The sequence below is a fragment of the Zoogloea sp. genome, from assembly GCF_044344315.1.
Taxonomy (GTDB): Bacteria; Pseudomonadota; Gammaproteobacteria; order Burkholderiales; family Rhodocyclaceae; genus Zoogloea.
Window position 1 is genome coordinate 20,482 of sequence record NZ_JBIJDC010000002.1, and the last position, 24,754, is coordinate 45,235.

At 65.9% G+C, this 24,754-nt stretch carries 15 protein-coding genes; 9 read left to right on the forward strand and 6 right to left on the reverse strand.

What is annotated here, in order from left to right:
- Positions 1 to 8: 8 nt before the first annotated feature.
- The 5 genes from ACIQ09_RS00725 (at position 9) to ACIQ09_RS00745 (ending at position 9,467) form a co-directional block, all read left to right on the forward strand.
- A complete protein-coding gene (locus ACIQ09_RS00725; RefSeq protein WP_398304586.1) occupies positions 9 to 1,664 on the forward strand; it encodes a glycoside hydrolase in 1,656 nt (551 codons plus the stop codon).
- Between the two features lie 20 nt (positions 1,665 to 1,684).
- Positions 1,685 to 3,664 carry an alpha-amylase/4-alpha-glucanotransferase domain-containing protein gene (locus ACIQ09_RS00730; protein ID WP_398304589.1) on the forward strand — a complete coding sequence of 660 codons (1,980 nt, stop codon included), beginning with the start codon at positions 1,685 to 1,687 and terminating at the stop codon, positions 3,662 to 3,664.
- The gene (gene glgP / locus ACIQ09_RS00735) at positions 3,661 to 6,222 is read left to right on the forward strand and encodes an alpha-glucan family phosphorylase (protein ID WP_398304593.1); all 2,562 of its coding nucleotides are present in this window, start codon (positions 3,661 to 3,663) and stop codon (positions 6,220 to 6,222) included. The genes ACIQ09_RS00730 and glgP overlap by 4 nt, the downstream gene beginning before the upstream one ends.
- Before the next feature lie 52 nt (positions 6,223 to 6,274).
- The gene (glgA, locus tag ACIQ09_RS00740; protein ID WP_398304596.1) at positions 6,275 to 7,726 is read left to right on the forward strand and encodes a glycogen synthase GlgA; all 1,452 of its coding nucleotides are present in this window, start codon (positions 6,275 to 6,277) and stop codon (positions 7,724 to 7,726) included.
- A 169-nt stretch (positions 7,727 to 7,895) separates the two neighbouring features.
- Complete coding sequence (locus ACIQ09_RS00745; protein ID WP_398304599.1) at positions 7,896 to 9,467, forward strand: serine/threonine protein kinase; 1,572 nt, start codon at positions 7,896 to 7,898, stop codon at positions 9,465 to 9,467.
- A gap of 84 nt (positions 9,468 to 9,551) precedes the next feature.
- Here the strand turns inward: ACIQ09_RS00745 and ACIQ09_RS00750 are convergent, their stop codons facing one another.
- The 6 genes from ACIQ09_RS00750 to ACIQ09_RS00775 all read right to left on the reverse strand — a co-directional run bounded on the left by ACIQ09_RS00750 (position 9,552) and on the right by ACIQ09_RS00775 (position 17,500).
- Complete coding sequence (locus ACIQ09_RS00750) at positions 9,552 to 10,082, reverse strand: hypothetical protein (RefSeq protein ID WP_398304602.1); 531 nt, start codon at positions 10,080 to 10,082, stop codon at positions 9,552 to 9,554.
- A gap of 132 nt (positions 10,083 to 10,214) precedes the next feature.
- Positions 10,215 to 11,225: a porin gene (locus tag ACIQ09_RS00755; protein WP_398304605.1), complete on the reverse strand. Its 1,011-nt coding sequence runs from the start codon at positions 11,223 to 11,225 to the stop codon at positions 10,215 to 10,217.
- 56 nt (positions 11,226 to 11,281) lie between these two features.
- Positions 11,282 to 11,692, reverse strand: coding sequence for a JDVT-CTERM system glutamic-type intramembrane protease (gene mrtJ / locus ACIQ09_RS00760; RefSeq protein WP_398304608.1), 411 nt, complete (start codon positions 11,690 to 11,692; stop codon positions 11,282 to 11,284).
- Complete coding sequence (locus ACIQ09_RS00765; RefSeq protein ID WP_398304611.1) at positions 11,689 to 13,614, reverse strand: choice-of-anchor D domain-containing protein; 1,926 nt, start codon at positions 13,612 to 13,614, stop codon at positions 11,689 to 11,691. Before ACIQ09_RS00765 ends, mrtJ begins: the two co-directional genes overlap by 4 nt.
- Positions 13,615 to 13,967: 353 nt before the next feature.
- On the reverse strand, positions 13,968 to 15,287 hold the full coding sequence (locus ACIQ09_RS00770; RefSeq protein ID WP_398304614.1) for an OmpA family protein: 1,320 nt from the start codon (positions 15,285 to 15,287) through the stop codon (positions 13,968 to 13,970).
- Positions 15,288 to 15,322: 35 nt separating this feature from the next.
- Positions 15,323 to 17,500 carry a hypothetical protein gene (locus ACIQ09_RS00775; protein ID WP_398304617.1) on the reverse strand — a complete coding sequence of 726 codons (2,178 nt, stop codon included), beginning with the start codon at positions 17,498 to 17,500 and terminating at the stop codon, positions 15,323 to 15,325.
- A gap of 411 nt (positions 17,501 to 17,911) precedes the next feature.
- On the opposite strand from ACIQ09_RS00775, the gene tssJ reads away from it, so the two are divergent.
- From tssJ to tssM, 4 genes are all read left to right on the forward strand, one after another.
- Positions 17,912 to 18,391, forward strand: coding sequence for a type VI secretion system lipoprotein TssJ (tssJ, locus tag ACIQ09_RS00780; protein WP_398304620.1), 480 nt, complete (start codon positions 17,912 to 17,914; stop codon positions 18,389 to 18,391).
- Positions 18,392 to 18,418: 27 nt separating this feature from the next.
- Positions 18,419 to 19,759 carry a type VI secretion system baseplate subunit TssK gene (tssK, locus tag ACIQ09_RS00785; RefSeq protein WP_398304624.1) on the forward strand — a complete coding sequence of 447 codons (1,341 nt, stop codon included), beginning with the start codon at positions 18,419 to 18,421 and terminating at the stop codon, positions 19,757 to 19,759.
- A 63-nt stretch (positions 19,760 to 19,822) separates the two neighbouring features.
- Positions 19,823 to 21,136: a DotU family type VI secretion system protein gene (locus tag ACIQ09_RS00790; RefSeq protein WP_398304627.1), complete on the forward strand. Its 1,314-nt coding sequence runs from the start codon at positions 19,823 to 19,825 to the stop codon at positions 21,134 to 21,136.
- Positions 21,137 to 21,152: 16 nt separating this feature from the next.
- Positions 21,153 to 24,710: a type VI secretion system membrane subunit TssM gene (tssM, locus tag ACIQ09_RS00795; RefSeq protein ID WP_398304630.1), complete on the forward strand. Its 3,558-nt coding sequence runs from the start codon at positions 21,153 to 21,155 to the stop codon at positions 24,708 to 24,710.
- Positions 24,711 to 24,754: the final 44 nt, after the last annotated feature.

The following is a 24,754-nucleotide window of genomic DNA, read 5'->3' on the forward strand; positions in this document are numbered from 1 at the left end:
CCGGCACCATGGCGGACCTCGCCTTCCTGTGGCACATGCACCAGCCGGACTATCGGCACCCGGAAACCGGCCACTTCACCCTGCCCTGGACTCTGCTCCACGCCCTCAAGGACTATCCGGACATGGCCAGCCACCTGGAGCGCCACCCGGCGATCCGCTGCACGGTCAACTTCGTCCCGGTGCTGCTGGCCCAGATCGAGGACTACTGCGACCAGCTCGCCACCCGGCAATGGCGCGACCCCCTACTGCGCATCCTGGCCTGGCCCGACCCGGACCACCTCGCCCCGGCCGACCGCAGCTGGCTCCTCGACATGGCCTTCCGCTGCCACGCCCCAACCATGCTGGAGCCCTTCGCGCCCTACCGGCGCCTGCGCGACCTGCTCACCTTCGTCCGCAGCCAGGACGGCAACGGCCTCGACTACCTTGCGGGGCAGTATTACGCCGATCTGGCCACCTGGTATGTGCTCGCCTGGAGCGGCGAGAGCCTGCGCCGCGGCCCCGGCCCCATCGCCGCCCTGATGGCCAAGGGCGGCAGCTTCGATCTGGCGGACCGGGAAGCCTTGATCAACGAGATCCGCACCGTGCTGGACGGCCTGACCCCGCGCTACCGGGCCCTTGCCGAGCGTGGCCAGATTGAACTCTGCTGCACCCCGGCGCACCACCCCCTGGCCCCCCTGTTACTGGATTTCGGCGTCGCCCGGGAGGCCATGCCCGACTGCCTGCTGCCGGCCGCGCCAGGCTATCCGGGCGGACGCTCGCGGGTGGAGGCCCACCTGCAACTGGCCCGGCAAAGTCACCAGCAACGCTTCGGCCACCTGCCCGCAGGCCTGTGGCCGGCGGAGGGCGCCTTGTCGCAGGCCTTCCTGCACCAGATCGCCGACGCCGGCTTCACCTGGACGGCCAGCAGCCGCGGCGTCCTCGAACACTCCGCCGGCCCCGACGCCAATACCGGCATCCCGTGGCAGGCCCCGGAGGGCATCCCCGGTGACCTCACCCTGTTCTTCCGAAACGAGCACCTCTCCGACCTGATCGGCTTTGAGTACGCCCGCTGGCATGGTCGCGACGCTGCTGCCCATTTCATGGCCGAAGTGACCACCCTGCACCGGCAGGACGCGGACGCCCTCATCCCGGTCTTCCTCGACGGCGAGAATGCCTGGGAGTACTACCCCTACAACGGCTGGTACTTCTTCAACGATCTCTACGAAGCCCTTGCCGGCACACCAGCCATCACCACCGTCACCCTCTCCGAAGCCACCGACAGGCACCGCCCGCGGCGCCGGCGCCTGCCCGGCCTGACCGCCGGCAGCTGGGTCTTCGGCACGCTCTCCACCTGGATCGGCAGCCCCGACAAGAACCACGCCTGGGAGCTGCTCTGCGACGTCAAACAGTGCGTCGACCGGGCCCTCGACAGCGCCAGCCTCGACGCCGGCCAGCGGCAGCACATCCTTGCCCTGCTCGCCGTGTGTGAAAGCTCCGACTGGTTCTGGTGGCTGGGCGACTACAACGCTCCCGAATCGGTGAGCGCCTTCGACCACCTCTTTCGCGACAACATCCGCGCCCTTTACCGGCTGCTCGGGCTACCCGCACCCACCAGCCTCGACCACCCCATCAGCCGCGGCGGTGGTACCCCCGAAAGCGGCGGCACCATGCGGCGCGCCACCTGAAACCCCAACGGAGGCCGACCTTGACCCGTGCCGTGACCCTGCTGCTGGGCGTACATGCCCACCAACCTGTCGGCAACTTCCCCGAGGTGATCGAGGATGCCCACCTGCGCTGCTACAAACCATTTCTGGAGACCCTCAACGCCTATCCGGATTTCCGCTTTGCCGCCCACTTCTCCGGCTGGCTGCTGGACTGGCTGCGTGAGCGCTTCCCGGAAGACATGGAGATGCTCGCCGGAATGGTGCGGCGCGGCCAGGTGGAGATGTTCAGCTCCGGCGACACCGAGCCCGTGCTCGCCGCGATCCCGCACCGGGACCGGGTGGGCCAGCTCGCCGCGCTCAACGACAAGCTCGGCACCTGGACCGGCGTACGCCCGCAGGGCGCATGGCTTACCGAACGGGTGTGGGAATCCGCCGTTGTCCCGGCGCTGGCCGAAACCGGCATCCGCTACGTGACCGTCGATGACTACCACTTCTTCTGTACCGGCCGCAGCGCCGACGAGCTGGACGGTCACTTCAGCACCGAGGAAGACGGCACCCGCCTCGATCTCTTTCCCATCTCCGAAGCCCTGCGCTACCGCCTGCCCTTCCATCCGGCCCACGAGGTGGTGGCCTACCTGGAGCAGCTGGCCGACAGCGGCCGGCGCGCCGCCATCTACTTTGACGACATCGAGAAGTTCGGCATCTGGCCCGAGACCTACGACTGGGTTTACAACCGGGGCTGGCTCAAGGCCCTGGTCGAAGGCGTGCTGGCCAGCCCGAAGATCCACACCGCCACCTACGCCGACTTCCATGCCCGGCACGCCACCCGGGGCATCGTCTACCTGCCCACCGCCTCCTACAGCGAGATGAACGAGTGGACCCTGCCCATGCCGGCCGCCGCCACCTATGCCCAGCTCCTCGCCAGCGAGAAGGCCGCCGGGCGCGGCGACCTGCACCGCCCCTTCATCCGCGGCGGGATCTGGCGCAACTTCCTGTCCCGCTACCCCGAGGCCAACTGGATGCACAAGCGCATGCAGGCCCTGTCGGCGCGCCTCGCCGCACTCCCCGCCGCTCCCCCGGACCTCACGGGCGCCCTGTACCGCGCCCAGGCCAACGACGCCTACTGGCACGGGCTCTTTGGCGGGCTCTACCTGCCCCACCTGCGCCGGGCCGTGTGGAACAACATCCTCGCCCTGGAAGCCGGCCTCGATCGCCTGCAGCCCCGCGCCGCCAGCGCACCTACTGATATGGACCTGGACGGCTGTCGGGAGACCTTCCTCACCACCTCACTGCTGCAGATCGCCCTGCGGGATGACGGGCTCGGCGCCGTCCATGAACTGGCCAGCTATCCCCTGGCCCACAACTTCGGCGATACCCTGCGCCGCCACCACGAGCATTACCACGAGCGCATCGGCGCCGGCCCCAGCCAGCACGACGGCGCCGGCATCGCCTCGGCCCACGACATCGTGCGTTTCAAGCATCCGGTGGAGCCCGCCGACGTGCGTCCTGACGCCCATCCCCGGGTTATCTGGCTCGACCAGCTCGACGGCCACGCCCTGACCGACTACCGGCAGGCCGACAGCACACCCGCGCACTTCCAGCGCGAGGGCATCGACAAGCGCTACACCGTGGATGCCGCCGGTGTCAGCGTGCACTGGCGGCTGCGTGGCCTCGCCGGGCGGCACTTCGCCACCACCCTCAACCTCGCCATGCCCAGCTGCGATGGCTTCCTCGGCCGCTACGTGCTCGACGACGGCCACATTCCCTGCGGCTTCGGCCAGGCCCTCGACCTGCCCGAAGCCACCGGGCTGACCCTCGAGGACGGCGTCCTCGGCGGCCTCCTGCACCTCACCTGCAGGCCCCCGGCCCAGATCTGCGGCCGCCCCCATCACACCGTTTCCCAGTCGGAAGCGGGCTTTGAGAAAATCATGCAGGCTGCCGAGATCCACCTCAGCTGGACGATTCCCGGCGACGACTGCACCCTCCAACTCCAGATCACCATCGAGCCCCGTACGCCATGACCGGCACCGTCTATAAACTCGAAGTCAATCCCCGCATTCCGGCGCGCCTCGAGCGCCTCGAAGACCTGGCCAACAATCTCTGGTACAGCTGGGACCGCCCCACCCGCTCGCTCTTTGCCAGCCTGTCACGCACCCTGTGGAAGGCGGTGGATCACAACCCCAAGGCCTTCCTCAAGCGCGCCGACCAGAAGCACCTCGACAGCGCCGCCGAGAACCCGGTGTTCCTGGGCAGCCTGGCCCGGGTGCTGTCCACCTACGATACCTACCACGACCTGCCGTCGATGGCCCACGTGCATGGCCGCCCCTTTCGCGACGACGATCTGATCGCCTACTTCTGTGCAGAGTTCGGCTTTCACGAAAGCCTGCCGATCTATTCCGGCGGCCTCGGCATCCTGGCCGGCGACCACTGCAAGGCGGCCAGCGACATGGGCCTGCCCTTTGTCGGGGTCGGCCTGCTGTACCGCCAGGGCTATTTCCACCAGACCCTCGACGCCGACGGTCAGCAACACGCCACCTACACCGATTCGGATTTCGACGACCTGCCCGTCACCCCGCTCCACGACGCGGAAGGTCGGGAGGTGCGCGTCACCGTGGATCTGCCCGGCCGCGCCGTACAGGCCAAGGTCTGGGAGGTCCGGATCGGCCACGTGCGCCTGATCCTCCTCGACACCTGGCTCCCGGAGAACACCGAGCACGACCGCGAGATCACCCACCGACTCTATGGCGGTGACCGCAACACCCGCATCGAGCAGGAGATCCTGCTCGGTGTCGGCGGCGTTCGTGCCCTCGCCGCCCTGGGTCTGAAGCCCACCGTGTGGCACGTCAATGAGGGCCACGCCGCCTTCCTGATCCTCGAACGCATCCGCAGCCTGGTGACCGGCGGCCAGCCCTTTGCCGCAGCGCTCGAAGCCACCGCTGCCAACGTGGTGTTCACCACCCACACCGCCGTGCCGGCCGGCCACGACCACTTTGCCGAAGACACGATCCGGCGCTACTTCTCCCACTGGGAAAAAGACACCGGCATCTCCTGTGATCGCCTGATGGCCCTGGGCGCCGAGCCGGGCAAAACCGACTTCAACATGACCGCCCTGGCGATCCGCGGCTCGCGCCACCAGAACGGCGTCTCGCGCATCCATGGCGACGTGTCGGCGCGCATCTGCAGTCACTTCTGGCCCCAGCTCAGCGCCGCCGAAAACCCCATCGACTACGTGACCAACGGCGTCCACCTGCCCACCTTCCTGGCTACCGAATGGCACGAAACCTTTGATCGCTACCTGGGTGTGGGCTGGCAGCAACGCCAGACCGACCCGGCCAGCTGGGAGGGCATCGACCGCATCCCCGACCAGACCTACTGGAGCGTGCGCCAGCTCCTCAAGTCGCATCTGCTCTACCTGGTGCGCGACCGGGTGCGCGAGCAGCACCTGCGCAACCAGGGCTCACCGGCACACCTGGATCGCCTGCTCAAGCTCGCCGACCCGAGCCGGCCTAACGTGCTCACCATCGGCTTTGCCCGGCGCTTCGCCACTTACAAGCGCGCCGCGCTGCTCTTCCACGATCCGGAAGTCCTGCGCAGCATCATCTGCGACGCCGACCGGCCGGTCCTCTTCCTCTTCGCCGGCAAGGCGCACCCGGCCGACCATCCCGGACAGGAGATCGTCCGGCGCATCGCCGAGATGGCCGCCCGCCCGGAGTTCGAGGGCCGCATCCTGCTGCTGGAGGGCTACGACCTGCACCTCTCGCGGCGCCTGGTGGCCGGGGTGGACGTATGGCTCAACAACCCCATCTATCCACTGGAAGCCTCCGGCACTTCGGGCATGAAGGCCGCCATGAACGGCGCCATCAACCTGTCGGTGCTCGACGGCTGGTGGGGTGAGGGCTACGACGACCGGGGAGAGGTCCCCAACGGCTGGGCCATCAAGCCCGCCTCCGGCCACCTGGATGAAGCCCGCCGGGACGCCGAGGAAGCCCACACCCTCTACGAGCTGCTGCAGGACAAGGTCATCCCGACCTTTTACCGCAGCGGCCCGATGGGCTACTCGCCCGAATGGGTGGCCATGTCCAAACGCTCCATCGCCACCATTGCACCCCGCTACAACGTGATCCGCATGGTCGGCGAGTATGTGCAGAAGTTCTACGCGCCCGCCGCACGCCAGGGCCGCCGCCTGGCCGCCGACGGTTTCGCCCCGGCCCGGGCCCTGGCCGACTGGAAGATCCGCATCCGCAACGCCTGGGCCGGCGTGCGCCTGCGCTGCCTGGAAACCCCCACCGGCCGGGTGCCATTCGGCCAGGCCGTGCGCGTACAGGTCGCCATCCAGCTGGGCGGCCTGCAGCCCGAGGACGTCACCGTCGAGGCCCTCTTCGGGCGTCCCGACACCGACCACGGCCGGGCCCGGCACTACAGCCTCACCCACAGCGGCGCTCTCGACCATGGCGAGCACCTCTTCGTGCTGGATCTGACCCCGGAGCAGTGCGGCAAGCTGGAGTACCGCATCCGCGCCTTCCCCGAGCACCCGCTGCTCACCCACAAGTTCGAGCTGGGGCTGATGGTATGGCTGTGATCCACCGCGCCGTCCTCTCTGATGGCCTATCGCGCACCTCACGGAGGCTGCGGTGAAGCGGCCCGGCGTACTCTTCGTCACCTCCGAGATGGCGCCCTGGGTCAAGACCGGCGGCCTCGGTGACGTGGCTGCGGCGCTGCCTGCCAGCCTGCGCGGAGCCGGCGTGGACATCCGTGTCCTGATCCCCGGCTATCCGGCCCTGCAGGCTGCATTTCCCGACGCCCGCCCGGTGGCCGAGCTACCCTCCCTCGCCCCCGCCCTGCCCCCGGCCCGGATCCTGGAGGCCCACACAGACGGCCTGCCCCTGTTGCTGCTCGACTGCCCCGCGCTTTTTGGCCGCCCCGGCAATCCCTATCTCGACAGTTACGGCAAGGACCAGCCCGACAACGCCCGGCGCTTCGGCCTTCTGTCCCGGGTCGCCGCCCACCTCGGCCAGCCCGGCTCCCCCCTGGGCTGGCAGCCCGACGTGGTGCATGTGAATGACTGGCAGGGCGGCCTGGCCCCCGCCTTCCTGCACTACGAAGGCGGCGCAGCCAGCGTCATCACCGTCCACAACATCGCCTTCCAGGGGTGCTTCGGCCATGACATGCTCGCCGCCCTGGGCCTGCCCGCGCACGCCTGGCGCTTCGATGCGGTGGAGTACCACAACCAGCTGTCCTTCCTGAAAGCCGGCCTGCAGTTCGCCACCCGCCTGTCCACCGTCAGCCCCACCTATGCCCGGGAAATCCAGGACGAGCACTTCGGCTACGGCCTGGCCCCCCTGCTGCGCCACCGTGCCGGGGCCCTGCGCGGCATCCTCAACGGCATCGACACCACCCTGTGGGACCCGGCCACCGACGCGGCCCTGGCGCATCCCTACTCGTCAGACCGCCTCGGCGCCAAGCGCCTCAACAAGGCCGCCCTGCAGGCGCAGATGGGGCTGCCGAGCGCCAGTGACCGGCCACTGTTCGGCGTCATCAGTCGCCTGACCCATCAGAAGGGCCTTGATCTGCTGCTCGCCGTCGCCGATGGCCTGCCGGCGCTGCCGGCCCAGCTGGTGGTGCTGGGCAGCGGCGACCGGGACATGGAGGCCGGCTTCTGCGCCCTGGCCGCGCGCCTGCCGGAGCACGTCGCAGTACAGATCGGCTTTGACGAGACCCTCGCCCACCGCATCGAGGCCGGTGCCGACAGCTTCCTCATGCCCTCGCGCTTCGAACCCTGCGGCCTCAACCAGATGTACAGCCTGCGCTACGGCACCCCGCCCGTGGTCCGCGCCACCGGTGGCCTCGCCGATACGGTTGTGGACATCGACGCGCCCCTTGCTGCCAACCCGGGCAACGGCTTCCGGATCGACGGCGATAGCCCCCATGCCCTGTGGATGACGCTGGAACGGGTGTGCCACACCTGGCACAACCGCCGCCGCTGGCTGGACATCCAGCAAAACGCCATGCGCCGGGACTTTTCGTGGGAGCAACCCGCCAGGGAGTACATTGAACTGTATCGGGAGGCTGCCGCAGCCCGCTGAACAAGGCCAGCGGCAGGCGCTGAACGCTTGCGTCAGGGCAGACGGCACGAGGAAAGCCCCACCCTGCCATGCTACGATGCCGCGGGTGCGGCCTCCCCGTCAGCCCTCAGAGCCCACGGGCGCACCTGCCCCAACCCATAACGGACGCCTCCTCCACCCCCCATCGGCCATGAGCAACGCACCAGAAGAAGACGACCGCACCATTCTCTCTGCTGCCAGCAACAACACATCGACAACGGCAACGAATACTCCGGCGATCGATGGCGATGAGGATGGTCACGCGCTCGCAGCCGGCACCCTGCTCGGTGAATTCGAGCTACAGGGAAAGATCGGGGAAGGCGGCTTCAGCATCGTCTACCTGGCCTGGGACCACTCCCTTGAACGCAAGGTCGCCCTCAAGGAATACATGCCGGGCTCCCTCGCCGCGCGCAGGGGGCCCAGTCTGGTGGCCCCCCGTTCGGAGCGCCATCGCAGCACCTACGAGGCCGGCCTGAGGAGCTTCGTCAATGAAGCCAAACTCCTTGCCCATTTCGACCATCCGTCCCTGGTCAAGGTGTATCGCTTCTGGGAGGCGAATGGCACAGCCTACATGGTCATGCCGCTGTATGAAGGGCAGACCCTGAAGGACAGTATTCAGGCAGACCGCCCCCCCGTCAGCGAAGCCTGGCTGATCGACATCCTGACCCCGCTGTGCGATGCCATTGGACTCCTTCACCGGGAGCAGTGCTTTCACCGGGACATTGCCCCCGACAACATCATCCTGTTGAAAGGCAGCGGGCGCCCCCTGCTCCTTGACTTCGGCGCCGCGCGGCGGGTCATCGGTGACATGACCCAGGCACTCACGGTCATCCTGAAGCCAGGCTACGCCCCGGTCGAGCAGTATGCCGAATTGCCCGACATGAAACAGGGGCCATGGACCGACGTCTATGCCCTGGCCGCCACCGTGCACTGGGTGATTACCGGCAGCACCCCGCCGCCCTCGGTGGGCCGACTGCTCAACGACCAGTACCAAGCGCTTGCCGAGCGCGCACTCCCGAGCTTCACCCCGGCCTTCCTGGGAGCGGTTGACAGGGCGCTGGCCGCCAGACCGGAACAGCGCACCCAGACCATCACCGACTTTGGCCATGACCTGGGCCTGGCTCCTCGGGGCGACACACGCATCCTTGATGCACCTTCCCCGGTATTGCCAGGCACCGATCCCGGCGCCGGCCCCACACAGATTGCCGCCAGACCAGCGGCGGCGGCGCGGCGTGCAGGCCCTCTTCTCGCCCTGGTGGGCCTTGCCTGCGCCCTGGCCGCGGCCTGGTGGCTGGCCACCCGAGAACATCCGGCGACGGTGCCACTGGCAACGACACGCCCCCAGGCACCCGCACCGGCGCCAGCCCAGCCACCCTCCGTGCCAGCAGTGCCCACCCCGCCCTCTCCCGCGGTAGCCCGTACACCTCCACCAGCCTCTCCGGTCGAGTCGCCGGCGTCACCTACCTCGCTAGGCAGCCAGGTTCAAAGCCCGGCCAGTGCATCCCGGGCGGCACCGCCTCCCACGCGGGAGGCACCACCCGCATCCGCGCCCGTTCGCAAGGCCCCGGTCGAAACCGCAGCAACCGCGGCCAGCAAGCCGGTCAAGGCCGAGAAGGCATCACCGCCCCGCTCGGCCGAATGTGCCAGCATCCTGCAACGCATCTCCCTCGGCGAAAGCTCACCCGAGCTCATGGCCAGATTTGATAAGGCGCGTTGCCGCTAGAACCACACACCGACGCCAACCAAAGTCCGAGGTCGAATGAATTCGACCCCACGAGAGGGCACCCATCAAGTCAGGATGACGGCCTCAGGAGGCCGCCACGCTGCGCAGGAAGACCTCAATCTCTCCGCCAGCCAGGGCTTCGCTGTCTTCCATCTTGGTGCAAGAAATGACGCTGACCGCCTTCCTGGCCAGCGATTTATCCCTCATTCCGGGTACGAACAACTGAACGCACCGGGGGTCCGGCACGATCTCGATCTCCACGACCGCGGATTCCGACTTCAGTCCGGAGGCGGCTTTCTGATCGGCCTGGACCTTACCCACCGCCCTCGGCGCACCCCACAGGAAGGTGATGGGTGCAATGACCCGTGCGGCCAGCAGGTAGTGGGCCCCGCTGCCCACCCAGGTCGAAGACAGGGCCGCCATACGGCTCGCCTGGCCGGAGGCCAGGCTCTCGCCCCGGTGACCTGCCCGTGCCGCCTGCAATATCAAGCGTACAGCCGAAGCCTGGAACCACCACGGGCTGGAGATGTATTCCTGATTTGCCACATCCGGTCGCAGGACGAAGCGGAAGAGCACCGTACCGGGCGAGAAGCCGCCCTCACCCTCGACACGCATGCCACTTCGGGCCTCATCCCAAGCCGCTTTATCTAAATAACAGCTGTTTAGCGCAGGCATTTCCACTCCCCTGCTGCGTCGACCAATCATCCGGGGCCGGTAGCGTTGCAGCCCCCGCAATGGCCCGCCCAGTCAGAACTTGAAACGCACCCCCAAGGCCACCGACTGCCCGCTGGATTGGCCGCGAACCCGGTCATCCATGCCGATCACGTAGATATCGGTGACGCTGTCGTATTCATACAGGTAGGCCGAGCTGAGGGTGGTGTGCTTACGATCTATCGCCGCCCCTTCAGTGGTGGATGAACCGATCTGGAACACCAGTGAACCGGGGCCGACCGGTACATTGACACCGGCCGAGGCCAGCTTGCTTCTGGCATCCAGAGCACGGTCCCGCACCTGCGAGTAAAGGCCGAAAACCCGCGCAAAACCAAAGTTGTAACTACTCCCCAGCTGCCACGTCGTCTCCTTGGCTGGATCCCTGATGCCATCATTCACATGGACATTCTGGGCCGCTGCCTCGATGGACAGCAGGCCCACGGACCACACCACGCTGCCTCCCTGATAGCTGCCCCGTTCATCCTGCTTCTGGACAGCATGCATCAGGTTGAAGGTCAGCCCGTCCAGATTCGGACTGGTGTAGCCGACGGCGTTGTCCCAGTAGAAATCCCCATCCACACCTTCGATATTGCCGCTGAAGAAGAGATGACGGATCGCCGGCGACAAGGGGGAACTACCGAGCGCGTTGAAGCGATTGGTGGTGTCAAAGATCAAAGTCTGCAGACGGCCGAAACGCAGCGAACCGTATTCAGTGCTACGCAAGGCGATAAAGGCATTTCTCGACAGCAGCGGATCGGAATCACGCCGGCCGGTCTTGAAATCTTGAAAGCGGATGAAGGTCTCCGCCACCGCGGCGACGCTCCACCCATCGTCGAAGCCGTAGCTGCCAGTGACGCCGACAAAGCTTGGCGACAGGGAGTTGCTGTTGAACCGTACATCCCTTGCCAGCCCACTCTGCCCGAAGGCCCCGTAGGAGAGGTCGGCGACGCCATAAACGCTGTAATCCACCTGGGCCAGGGTGGCGTCAGCGGTGATAAAAAGAAGCCCGCCCAGGATGGCAGACAGGGTCTTGGATGTCTTTTTCATGATGTTCAGCCGGTTTCGGCTCCGGATTATGGGCGGGACGCAAGGCCAGGGTCGATTCAAGTCAGGCTCGGTGCAGCGAGCAGCCAGACGCCATTCATCAGGGCATGGGCAAGCACGCAGGGGGCAAGCCGTCGCCAGCGCTCGTAGAGTGCTCCGACCAGAATGGCCGGGAGCACCACTGCGACCGCCTCAAGGCTCCCCCTCAGGGCCCAGTGGGCCAAGGCAAACGTCGCAGCCACGACCAGGTTGGCCTGCCAGCCGGACCAGCGCCGGGACAGGAGAAGCTCCTGCAGGCCCCGGCGAAAGATGATCTCCTCCACCACGGGGGAAAATAACAGCAGGACGAAGCCGCGCCGCCAGTCAGTACCACTCAGCCCCACCGCGAAGACGCTCAAGGCGATCACACCTGCAAACTGCAGCATCAGGCCGGTGCCGGGCCGGACGCCAAGGGCCGGCAACCGGTTCATGCCGCCTTGCGCCCAAGCCTGCCGGCCTCGCTACGGGCGCCAGCCTGCCTTCGCCACCACAGTACGCCAAGCGCGCCCGCTGCCAGCAGCCACAAGGTCGGGTCCAGGGGCGAATCACCCTGAGCCAGGGAGCAGCCACCGCCCCCCGACGTTTTGGGAGCCGGATCGGCCTGACCACTCAGGCTGACCTGCAATTCGGGAAGATCCGCCGCATTTGAAGCGATCTTCACGCTCCCCGTAAGCACCCCTTCCGAGGCGGGTTTGAAGCTCACCGAGAGCGTGCAATCGAAGCCCGGCTCCAGATTGAAAGGCGGCGCAGCGCAGGTCTGCTCGCTGATCACGAAGGCGCCGCTGACTGCAATGCCCGTAATCTGCAGGGATACCGAACCGTTACTGCGCAGCGTGATGACCTGCGGCACCGAACTGGAGCCGACCCGGACCGGCGCATAGCTCAGCGCCCCTGAGGAAAGACCCACCTTGGGCTCCGGCCCGCTGAGCCCGATACCCGTGACGGTCAGCAGGCCGGGAGCACTTCCTGTCGTACCGGCCTGAACGTCGGCGAGCTTGGTGCCGGACGAGCCGGGCTTGAAGGTGAGCTTGAACTGGCAGGACTGCCCTGCCGTGAGGTAGTCGTTGAACTGGCAGGAGCTCGGTACCACAAGGAAGGACTGGGCGTGGACGCCGAGGATGTTGGCGACCTTGAGGATCACTGCGGCAGGGCCCGGATTGGTGAGCGTCACATCGACTTCCTTCACAGCCCCGACCGCAACAGCCCCAAAATCGACCGCTGCCCCCACCGCAGACCATGCCAGCACGGGAGTCGGTTCATTCAACCCACGGCCGTTCAATGTGGACTTGTGGGGCGCATTTTCAGCATTGCTGGCAACGCTCACAACGCCCGTGTAGCTCGTATCCACCTGTGTGGGCGTGAATTGCACATCGATATTGCACTTGGCCCCTGGCACCAGGGTTGCCGGACAGGCTGGGCTGACCAGGGAGAACCCGGCGCCTGAAATCGAGACGGCGATATTGGAGATCGTGACGACACCGGAATTGGTGTAGATGAGTCGTCTGGGGGGATAGACGTTATTGACACCCTGGCTGCCAAAATCGGTCGATGCAGTCAGGGTGGCCGTGGGAGTTGGGGGAACGATGCCCCTGAAGTTCATGACAATGGGCAAACTGAAATCCTGACGGGGCACGCCTCCCGAATAGCTGACAGCCAGTGTTCCTTCCCGAACGCCAAGGGCGCTGGGCTTGAAGGTCATGCGGACCGTGCAAGTTTGAACGCCGCCGGGGGACGGAGGATTCGTGGCGCAATCTTCCGTGAAGGCATAGTCGGCAGCAGCAGCCCCCTGGATGGCAACGGAAAGCTGGGTGATCGGGGCGTTGCCGACATTGGCCAGCGTCACGTCGACGGTACTGCTCTCCCCCACCGGGCGATCCATCAGCGCGGCAATGTTGCCCGAGCTGAGGATGGGGACAGGAATCACCGGCGGAGGGCTCCCCGTCCCGGACAGCGCAATACTCGCCAGGGCTGGGCCAGGGTCACCACCGGCGGGGTCGAGCTGCACCTGGAGGTTGGCAGATTTAAGGCCCGCGCTCGCCGGCTTGAAGGAAACCGAGACCGTGCACGAACCGCCTGGAACAAGGCTTGGCTGACTGAAGCAGGTGCTTGAAGCCGGATTGATCAGGTAATGGGTCGTGTCGCTCACGCTGATCGACCCGGTATTCACGACAAGATTGCTGGCCCGCAAGTTGGTTATTGTGACGCTGTCACTCTTCGCAACATTGATGTCGCTGCTGCCAAAGTTGATGCTCGACTTGTCGAAGGCACCATCCAGTGCTGCCAACAGAAATATGCGCAGCTCATCGACGGCCGGGGAGCCACCGGCGATGTAAGTATCGTAATACGGCTTCATGGTGGAAGCCGCCGTAGCAATACTCTCAATGTGGGCCTTCAAGCCAGCGGCTGAGCCCAGCCAGGTATAGCTGCCTCGAAGGTTGGAACTGAAAATGGGCGGATAGGTGGCCGTCAGCGGGGGGTTCGAGGGCGTGGCCACGAATGTAGGGTGGTCCTTACCCTCGTGGCAGCTCTGGCAGACAGTCGTCCAGAGTGTCGAGCTCGGGACTCCAGCAGACATTGCCGGACCCGCCATGGCAAGACAGGAAAGCGCCACCACGACCCACTTTACGTTTCCAGGATTCCTGAACATGCCAATGTGCCCCCAGCTCGCTTATCCGGCACTCACCAGGCCGGTTGTGCAGTTGATTCCTAGATGCAATCGACGACCCGGAACTCGACCCGCCGATCCAATGCATCCCGCTGATCGTCCGTACCAAGCCCGATCAGGGCCTCCCGGGAGCCGACGCCGCCCACCGACAGCCGGGCGCGCAGTGAGCGGTCACGCCCCTCGAGCAGCTTGCTCACGGCTTCGGCACGCCTTAGGGACAGGCGCTCATTGGCGCTGGCGCTACCCGTCCGGCTGGTATGCCCAACGACCTTCATGCAGGCGGGGGTCTTGCCGGCCTCCCGCGCCATGGTGGCGAGCCACAGCTGGTATTGGGTGGGCAGGTCACCCACGTCATTGAAGCTGACCGTGCCCGGCTTGAAGAGCAGCTTCATGGGCAAACGCTTGGCCTCCAGGCCGGAAGCCACCAGCTTGCCGAAGGCGTCTTGCGCGGCCTCCCGCTGGCCCAACTGCCAGCTGGTCAGGTAGAGGCCGTTGAGGACGCGCAGGTCACCGCGGTCGGCGAGCTGGGAGGCTTCCTTGTACAGTGAGTTGGCGTCGCCGATCTTGCCGTCGTTGTAGGCCAGCATGGCTTCGTTGATAACCGCGGCGGCAGGCAGATGGGACAGATAGTCCGGGTCGGCCGGGTCGCCAACCTGGGTATTGACCTGGCAGGAGTTGATGTAGCCCATCACCGTCTTGTCTTTGTGCCAGCTCGGGCTGTCACGGAAGTAGGGCAGCGGCTCGGGATTCACCGAGCCTACAGTGGCCCGGTCGATCTGCTTGGCGACAACCCGCCTAGTCTTCAGGTCAATAACTGTCAGCCAGACCCGGAAGGCATCTGGCGGCGTGTCGACGGCCCGCTGGACGTTGACCGGGGTGAGGGTGCCGATCAGCAACAGGGGTTGTTCAGCCAGGGTCTGGCGGGTCAGCGGCTTGATAGTGAAATTGCTGTAGCGGCGCTGCTTGAGCAGGGCTTCAAGCTGCCGCCCCATCTTGACGGTACTGACCGTCTGGGCGCCGGTGTTGGCATCGATCAGCGGGTCAATGACGACGGCCCGCTTGGCACTGCCCAGTCTGGCCAGAGTGTCTTCCAACAGTTGATCTCCGGCACGGGTGATGGCGTCCTCGAACTTGATCGGAGAGGGCGCGACCAGGGGCTTGCGCGGAGACTGGGACACTGTCGACGGTGGGGCGCCCTCACCGATGTAGTCAGGCTCTGGATCGGCGGCAGCCTTGGCCGCGTCCGGGGCTTTGGGGATGCCGCCCGTTGAAGCGGGCCCCTTGATGTTGCTGCAGGCAGCGAGCCCCATGCTCAGGAGCAGCGCAGTGAGGATCTTGAGGGTGGGGATGGATGATTTCATCTGACTTTCCTTTGGTCCGGCAGGATGTCCGGGAATCAGCGACGGGGATAGACCGGATCAGGGGCCGGTGCGGAGCACCCCAGAAAATCCACTACCAGCGTCGCCAGGGAGGGGTCCGCCTGAATGTGGGTCTGAAGTTTATCCAGAGACATCAGGGCGTTCGGCATGGAGGCATTCGCATAAAGGTCAGCTTTGCCACCGCAAACATGGGGCAAGGCCACGCGGCTCAGCAGAATGGGCTGAGCCGCGCCCGCGTCCCAGTCGAAGTTGTCCTGCATCGCAGCGTGGCAGGTCCGGCAAGCGGTGCCCACCACTTCTCGGTAGAAGCGCGCGGCACCGGGCTTGACCGTGTCGTAGCTGACCCAGGCCGGCGGCACGTAGGTCTTGTCCAGGGTCAGGGGCGATTTGGCATACCAGCCCTGGATCAGGTTGCGGGTCGCAGTGGCAGGTTGGGTCGCGACGACGAGGTCGTTCAGTTTGCGGATGGCGGCGGATTGTTCTGCCTCGGAAAACCCCCTGCGGGTCGAGAACAGGTAGTTGCCGGTATCAAAGGGCAGGAAATTGGCCTTCAGATCAGGGCTGGGATGTCCCGACTCGGGGAAGCGCCCCAGATAGGTCGCCCCCCCATGGCAGGCCACGCAGGCGCCGGGCATGTATTTCTCGCCACGCCCGTCCAGGTTGACCGACAGCACGAGCTTGCCGTCGGGGCCGAAGGTCAGGAATTTGGTGAAGGGCTTGCCATCACTCCGCCCCGTGGCCGACGAATACTCCATGGCGACGCAGGCGACCCGCTTCTCGTCGGCGAGAGCCGTGTCGATCACCTCATTGGTCTCGCGCTGGGTGTCACCGTCAGGGCCAGGGTGGTTGCAGACGACAAAGGCAATCCGGTCCGGGGCGGCCTGAGTGGCCACCATGCGCCTGACCAGGTTGAGGTCGCGTTGATTCACGTAGGTGGCCGAGACTTCCTCGTTTGCGGCCCGGTAGGGGCCAATCCTGTTCTCGCGCTTCCAGTCCTCCAGGGTGATGGCACCCAGCATGTTGCCCTGGGCATCACAGTCCTTCACCGCCCCGAAGGCCCGGTAATAGTTGCAGGCGCTCACCCGGCTGTCGGCGCCCTTGTAGGTCAGGAACTGATCGGAACGGGGCTGGGCCACCGAAAACGCGCCGGCCACCGGCACCACCATCTGACCCCGGACATTGCCGTCCGGACCATTGGCCAGCATCCTGACCATGGCCGGGCGGGTATTGGGAATGACATGGGAGAACTCGACGGCGTTACCCAGGTAACCTCCGGTCGGAGTGGGCAGGTCGAGGATCGCAGAATAGGCTTCGCAACGGATACGAAGCTTGAGCCGGGCATTCACCAGCACGGCGGCATCAAGCGCATAGTCGCCGAAGCGGTTGACCCGGACCGGCGGAGCGATGCCACTGCCATCCGACTGCAGCACCTGAACGGTGGCGGAGGACTGCACACCGAAGAACGCGTTATCCACGCCGCAGAGGCCGCCATCCGCCAGCCCGACATGCCCGTACAGGCGCAGGTTATGCACGTTCGACGAAGTCTTGACGGGCAGCTGCAGCCCTTGCGAAACGGCGCTTCCCGTCAGCGTACTGCAGCCTTCGAGCATGTTCCCTTGCGGACCGCTGCAGACAATCTTGAATTGCTCCCCCTCGGCCAGGGCCGGGAGCGTCAGCTCTCCGCCAAGGCTGCTCGTACCGGAATAAACCACTTCGCCATTGCTGGCCTTGGTCAGGCTGACTCGGACGTCGGGTAGATAGACATTGCGCGCACCCGAGGCAGCCCCATCGTGGAAGGTCGTGTCGAAATCCGCAATGAAGCGAAGCCGGACGGAGCCTCCCTTCACGTCATCGCCGGCGACCACGGCCGGGGCCGAGTAGCTTGCCGGAGCGGCAACGGGGGCGGGGATCTTGAAGGCATCACTGGAGACGGCGTATTGCTGCTCGACGTAGCCCCCTCTGCCATCGCCGATCAGCACATAAGCAAAGTGCATACCAGGGCCATCGGGAAGGCTCCAGGTGGTAGCGCTGGCGTTGCGGTTGTCTATGCTGCCGGCGGTCACGCGCCATTGATAGTTCAGGTTGTCGCCGTCCGCATCACGTCCTTCAACCTGGAGGGACGTGAGCGTCGCGCCCGTGCTCTTCTTGACGCCGTCAGCACTTCCAGAGCCTCCGCATCCTGCGAGAAGACTCATGACGACCAAACAGGCGACAGACGCGGTGGACGCTTTCGAGACGAGCGAAATGCGCATTTGAGGCTCCCTCCGGGGTGACGCCGCGATGGCTTTATGCCTCGTCACGCGCAGCACTGAAACGCTTCCGTGCGCGGACGTCCTTGTCCGCTCACCTTAGCAAAAATGAGAATGTCGCGTCACTTTTTATCCCGCGCTTTATCCCGCACGCCTGAAGTCCTCTTGTCGGCACGGAGCCTGCATCAGGCTGCTCCCCGGGCAATTGCAGCAGTCACTGCTTCAAAGGCGGGCAGGCCACGTGGGGACTTGCCCGACGGCGTCACGCCGAAGTTCCGACCCATCGCACGGAGGCGCGCTCAAGCGCTGTGGTTACAGGATAAACTGCTGCGGTCGTCGACTTGCGGACCCCGATTCATGTGGAAGCCATTCAAGATCAGTTGCCAGGCAGGCCTGTGCATTGCGCTGGCCGCCTGTGGCGGGAGCAAGCCGCCAGTGCCCGAGCTTCCCCCCACACTGGTTCAACTGACACTCCAGGCAGATACGACAGTCAATCAGGACAACCGCGGCCGCCCCACCCCGGTCGTGGTGCGCTATTACCTGCTGTCTCACCCGGCTTCATTCGAAGCGGCTGACTTCTTCTCCCTCTTCGATGCCGACGAGAAAACCCTCGGCGCCACCAGCGTGCAACGGGAGGAAATCACCTTGCGGCCGGGTGAAAGCGTCAAGACCATCCTGCGGCCGGGATCCGAGGTCAAGTCAATCGGTGTGTTCGTGGCCTATCGCGATCCCAACCGCACAGTCTGGCGGGCAGTAGCCCCCATCCAGCGGAACACGCTCAATACCCTGCAGGCGAAAGTCGGGCGGGATACGGTCAGCATCAGCGCCCAACGCTGACCGGCTCCGGCCCAGGAGATCATCACAATGTCTTGGTTCAGTCGGGTTGTCTGGTCGGAAGGCCTCTTTCTGCAGCCCCAGCATTTTCAACAGCAGGACCGCCACGCCACCTGGTGGGTGGAGTCCCGCGTGGCCCCCCTGGTCGGCAATCACTGGGGTTTCTCCCATCTGGTGATCGACGAGGCGGCCCTGGTGGCCGGCAAGTTCGCCATCCTCGAGGCGCGCGGCATCCTGCCCGATGGCACGCCCTTCGACATCCCCAACGTCGACCTGCCCCCGCCAGCGCTGGACTTCCCCAGGGACGCCAAGGACCAGGTCGTCTGCCTGGCACTGCCCCTGCGGCGTGCCCAGGGGCTCGAGGTCAGCCTCGACTCCGCCGATGCCACCGCCCGCCTGGCCCGCTACGAGCCGGTGGATTTCGAGGTCAGCGACGCGCACACCGAGAAGGGCGGCGCCTTCTCCATCCAGGTCGGGCAGCCCAAGCTGCGCCTCGCCCTGAGTGACCCGCTCACCGATGCCTACGCCCGGGTCGGCGTGGCCCGCGTCACCGAGAGGCGTGCCGACAACAGCCTGCTCCTCGACCGCGGCTACATCCCCCCCGTGCTGGACAGCGCCGTCTCCCCCGTGCTCGCCGGCTACATCAAGGAAGTCAGTGCCCTGCTGCACCAGCGCGGCGACGCCCTCGCCTCGCGGCTGGCCCATCCGGGCGCCGGTGGCGTGGCCGAGGTGGCGGACTTTCTGTTCCTGATGACCGTCAATCGCTACCAGCCGGTGTTCGACCAGTTCCGCTCCGACCACCCGTTGCATCCCCGGCATCTGTTCGAGCGCCTGCTCGAAGTCGCTGGAGAGCTTTCCACCCTCGCCACCACCGAGCGGCGCCCCGGAGACTTTCCGGTGTATTGCCACGATGAGCTCGACCTGTGCTTCCTGCCCCTGATTCGCGCCATCCGCCTGGGGCTCACCACCGTGCTCGACCAGAATGCCATTGCCATCGACCTGCAGGACCACAAGCAAGGGCGGTATGTGGGCCACATCATTGATCGCAGCCTGCTGCGCAATGCCGGCTTCATCCTGGCCGTAAACGCCCAGTTGCCCGGCGAGATGTTGCGCACCCGCTTCCCGGCCCAGGCCAAGCTGGGCCCGCTGGAACGCATGCGCGACCTGGTCAACCTGCAACTGCCCGGCATCGCCCTGCGTCCGTTGCCGGTCGCGCCGCGCCAGATTCCCTATCACGCGGGTTTCTCGTATTTCGAACTCGATAACACTGGAGATCTCTGGCAGCAGCTGGATGCCTCCGGTGCGCTCGGCATCTATGTGACCGGGGACTTTCCCGGCCTTGATCTTTCCCTGTGGGCCATTCGCGCCTAGGCGCCGGCCCCGGCGCAATCGTTCCCCCCGCCCGCGCGGGGGTGTCATTGAGAGGTTTGCCCCATGGCGCACGATGATCCGTTCGGGCAGATGCCCGCCGATCGTACCCTGATCATTCCGTCTCCGGGTGCCCGCCCGGCCCCCCAGGCCGGGTCGCCACCGCCTGCCCACGGCGGCGGACGCTTCGAGCGTACCGACCTGAGCGCCCTCGACTGGGAAACCGGGCTCAACCCCCTCGTCGCGGCCGCCAGCCCTCTGCTCAACCTTGCCCCACAGCTGCGCCAGGTGGCGCCGCCCGACCCTTCAGGCCTGCGCGCCACCCTGGCCCAGGCTCTCCAGGAATTCGAGCGACGTGCCCGCGCCTCCGGCAGCCCCAACGAACACGTGGTGGCAGCCCGCTACGCCCTGTGCACCTTTCTGGACGAAGCTGCCGCCAACACCCCCTGGGGCGAGCGGATCTGGGCCCAGAACAGCCTGCTGATCCAGTTCCACAACGAGGCCTGGGGGGGTGAAAAATTCTTCCAGCTGATGGGCAAGGTCGCCGAGCAGCCCGATACCCACCGCGATCTGCTGGAGCTGTTCTATCTCATCATCAGCCTCGGTTTCGAAGGCCGTTACCGCGTGCTGCAGAACGGCGCTGCCCAGCTCGAGCAGGTACGCGAGCGCCTGTTCGCCATGCTCAGCCGGGTCCGCAGCGAGCCCGACCGGGAGCTCTCCCCTGACTGGCGGACCACTGCCAGTCAACGCAAACCGCTGCGCGACAGCCTGCCCCTATGGGCAGTGGTAGCGGTGGCTGCAGCACTGACAGGCCTGGTCTACGTCGGCGCATCCTTCGCACTCAACCGCCAGTCAGACCCGACCTTCGCCAACATCCTCGCCCTCTCCGTGACACCACGTACGGCCGTCGCCAAACCTGCGCCCACGGCCGCACCAGCCCCCGACCGCCTGGCCAGCCAGCTGGCCGCCGATGTGCGCTCAGGCCGCCTGGTGGTGCAGGATCTCGCTGACCGGTCCATCGTGCTGACCCAGGGCGATGGACTCTTCGACGCGGGCAGTGCCACCCCCTCGGCGACCTTCGTCGAGTTGCTCGACCACATCGGCGCGGCAACCGCCAAACTTGGCGGCAGCGTGCTGGTTCGCGGCCATACCGACAATCAGCCGATCCGCTCGGCACGCTTCCCATCCAACTGGCACCTCTCCAAGGCCCGTGCCGACGCGGTGGCGGCCTTGCTGGCAGCACGTCTGCCGGGCACCGCCAGCATCAAGGCGGAAGGCATGGCCGAGAGCGTGCCGGTCACCTCCAACGACTCACCCGAGGGACGTGCCCGCAACCGGCGCGTCGAAATCGTCGTGTTCCCCCCGGCCCCGGGCAACTGATCCGCTGGAAACCTCCATGAAAAGCATTTTCAAGGCCCTCCTCCACCCCTTAGCCATCACGCTCGTCGGCCTTATCGCCTTGAGTCTGGCGATTTGGTACGTGGGGCCCCTCATCGCCGTCGCTGGCCACGCCCCACTCGAATCAGAGACCGCCAGGCTGGTGCTCATCCTGCTTTGCGTGCTGACCATAGTCGGCCACCTGGCCTACCGCAGCTGGAAAGCCCGCAAGAAGAACGCCGAACTGATCGACGGCATTGTCGGTAAGCCCGCCCAGAAGGAAGAGTCACCAGAACTGCAGATTCTGCGCCAGCGCTTTGCCGAAGGTACGGCAGTGCTCAAGCAACGCCGGATGGGCGGCGAGACCCAGGGCGGCGCCCTGGACAAGCTCGCTGCGATGGGATCGAGCCGCTATCTCTACGAGTTGCCGTGGTACGTCTTCATCGGCGCCCCTGGTTCCGGCAAGACCACGGCGCTGATCAACTCCGGCCTGCGCTTCCCGCTGGCCGAGGGCACGGGGGGCCATCAGGTCAAGGGCGTAGGTGGCACCCGCAACTGTGACTGGTGGTTTTCCGACGAAGCGGTGCTGCTGGATACCGCTGGCCGCTACACGACCCAGGATTCCGACCGGGAGACGGACAAGGGTGCGTGGCGTGAATTCCTGGCCCTGCTCAAGAAGTTCCGCCCCCGCCAGCCTCTCAATGGGGTCCTGCTGACCATTTCTCTGAGCGACCTGCTCACCCAGAACGAGGCCGCTGCCAGCACCCACGCCGCCGCCCTGCGCGAACGCATCCATGAGCTGTACACCGAGCTCGGCGTGCGCCTCCCCATCTACGTACTGGTCACCAAGTCCGACCTGATCGCGGGCTTTCAGGAATTCTTCGGCAACCTGGGCAAGGATGCCCGCGACCAGGTGTGGGGCACCACCCTGCCCCTGGACGACGATGCAAAGCCCCTGGCCGGGCTCGGTGCCCGCTTTGCGGGCCTCCAGTCACGCATCGACGGCCAGCTCATGGAGCGCCTGCAGACCGAAAGGGACCTCTCCCGGCGGGAGGCCATTGCGGCCTTTCCCCACCAGTTTGCGGGCACCACCCGCCTGCTTGGCAGCTTCATCGACCGGATATTCGCGTCATCGGGCTTCAAGCATGATGCCCTCGTGCGTGGCGTCTACTTCACCAGCGGCACCCAGGAGGGCAGCCCTATCGACCGCGTGCTGGCCACCCTGGGTGGGGCCTTCAGCCTGGAGCGGCGAGTCCTTCCGCCCCAGTTCGGTTCGGGCAAGAGCTTCTTCATGACGCGCCTGCTGCGGGAAGTCATCTTTGCCGAACAGGGCATCGGCAAGGCCAATCTCGCCTGGGAACGCCGCCGCGGGCTCATCCGCCTGGCGGCGTTTGCGTCCATCGGCCTCGTTTCAGTGGGGCTGCTGCTCGCCTGGACCCTCTCTTACATCGGCAACCGCGGCTACATAGATGAAGTGGATGCCCGCGTTGCCGAGCTGAAACCCGTCACGGTCAAGGCCTCCGATCTGCCCCTGGATGACCTGCTCACCTTGCTGCCGGTGATCGATGCGGTACAAGGTGTATCCGTCACGGCCGCCCGCCCCGGCGGCAATACGCCCATGTCCCTGGGCTTCGGTCTCGCCCAGGATGAGAAGCTCGATGCAGCAGCCGGGCAGGCCTACCGCAACCTGCTGCGGGACGCGCTGATGCCGCGCATTGCGCAGCGCATCGACACGCAGCTGCGCGACAGCCTGTCACGGAGCAATCTGGAGTTCACCTACGAGGCCCTCAAGGCCTACCTGATGCTCCAGGACCCCGCCCGCTTCAATGCCGAGGCGCTGAAAGCCTGGATCACCAGCGACTGGGAACGGACCCTCCCTGCCGGCGCCACCACCGATCAACGCGGCGCCCTCAACCAGCATCTGGACAATCTGTTTGCGACGGGAGCCGTCAATTCACCGGTGGCCACGGATAGTGCCCTCGTTGCCCAGGCCCGCAATCAGCTCCTGCGCTTCTCGCTGCCTGCGCGCGTGTATAGCCGTCTCAAGCGCCAGGGGGTCGGTCGAGACATCCCCGACTTTGCCCTCGACCGGGCCGCCGGCCCGTCCGCCACACTGGTCTTTGTGCGCAAGAGCGGCCAGCCCCTGACCAAGGGTATCGCCGGCCTGTACACCCACGACGGCTACTACAAGGGCTTCGACCGGGAAGTCGGACGCGTGACCCAGCAACTGGCCAGTGAGGAGTCGTGGGTCCTGGGCACGGCGGCCGGCACGCCACCCGACTCCGTCCGCCTGATTGAGGATGTCCGGCGGCTTTACCTGGCGGACTACATCGCGGTATGGGACGACTACCTGCGGGACGTGACCCTGATCCGCTCCACCAGCCTGCAGCAGAGCATTCAGCAGGCCCGCACCCTGTCAGCGCCGGATTCACCCCTGCTGCGCTTCATGAAGGCCGTCGCCAAGGAAACCTCCCTGAGCCGCAAGCCCGAAGACAAGACCGTGGTGGATGCCGCAAAGGAAAAAACCTCCGGCGCCCGTCAAGAGCTGGGCAAGATCCTCGGCTTCGACCCGGTTGCCAACGTGCGCGGCCCCCAGGGCGTCTCCCAGGAGAGCATGGTGGACGAGCACTTCGCGCCGATCCGCAACCTGGTCGACAGCAGCGACGGAAAGACCGCCCCTATCGACGGCGTGATGTCCCTGCTCAACGAGGTCTACGTCAATCTCACTGCCACCGAAACGGCCCTTCGCGACAAAGTGGCGCCCCCACCGGGTGGCACCGCTGCCAAGGTAAAGGCAGAAGGCGCGCGCATGCCGGAGCCCCTGCGCTCAATGCTGCAGCAGATCTCCACGGCAGGCGTCAGCCAGGCCCTCTCGGCAACCCGCGAAAATCTGTCGGCTAACGTGGGCGGCCAGGTCGGCCAGTTCTGCCAGCGTGCCATAGACGGCCGCTACCCCTTCACCAAAGGCAGCAACAGGGATGTCACCCGCGAAGACTTCGCACGACTGTTCTCCCCCGGCGGCATCATCGACGACTTCTTCCAGAAAAATCTGGCCCAGTACGTGGACACCTCCACCCGCCAGTGGACCTTCAAGAAGGTTCAGGAGCAGTCCCTGGGCGACCCGGGCAGTCTGGTCCAGTTTCAGCGGGCTTCGGTCATTCGTGACGTGTTCTTCCGCAGCGGCGGTTCTCTGCGTCTCGACTTCAAGCCCCTGGAGATGGACCCTGCGCTCACCCAGATCACCATCGACGTGGATGGTCAGCTGATCCGCTATGCCCACGGCCCGCAGGTGCTCCAGTCGGTACAGTGGCCCGGCGCCAAGGGGGGCCTGAGTGCCCGGGTGCAGGTCAATCCGCCCTCTGCCAGTGGTAACTCCGGTTTCTCGACCGAAGGCCCCTGGGCCCTCTTCCGTCTCTTTGACAAGGCCCGGATCGAAAGCCTGGGCGCGCCGGAGAAGTTCCGTGTGAGCTTTGACGTGGACGGCCGCAGCGCAAGTTTCGAAGTGACCGCAGGGAGCGTCCAGAACCCCTTCCGACTGCGCGAACTCGCCGAATTCCGATGCCCCGGCGGCCTCTAGCCTCCCAAGGGTGCGATAGACCGGAACAGTAGAAAGGAGCCCGA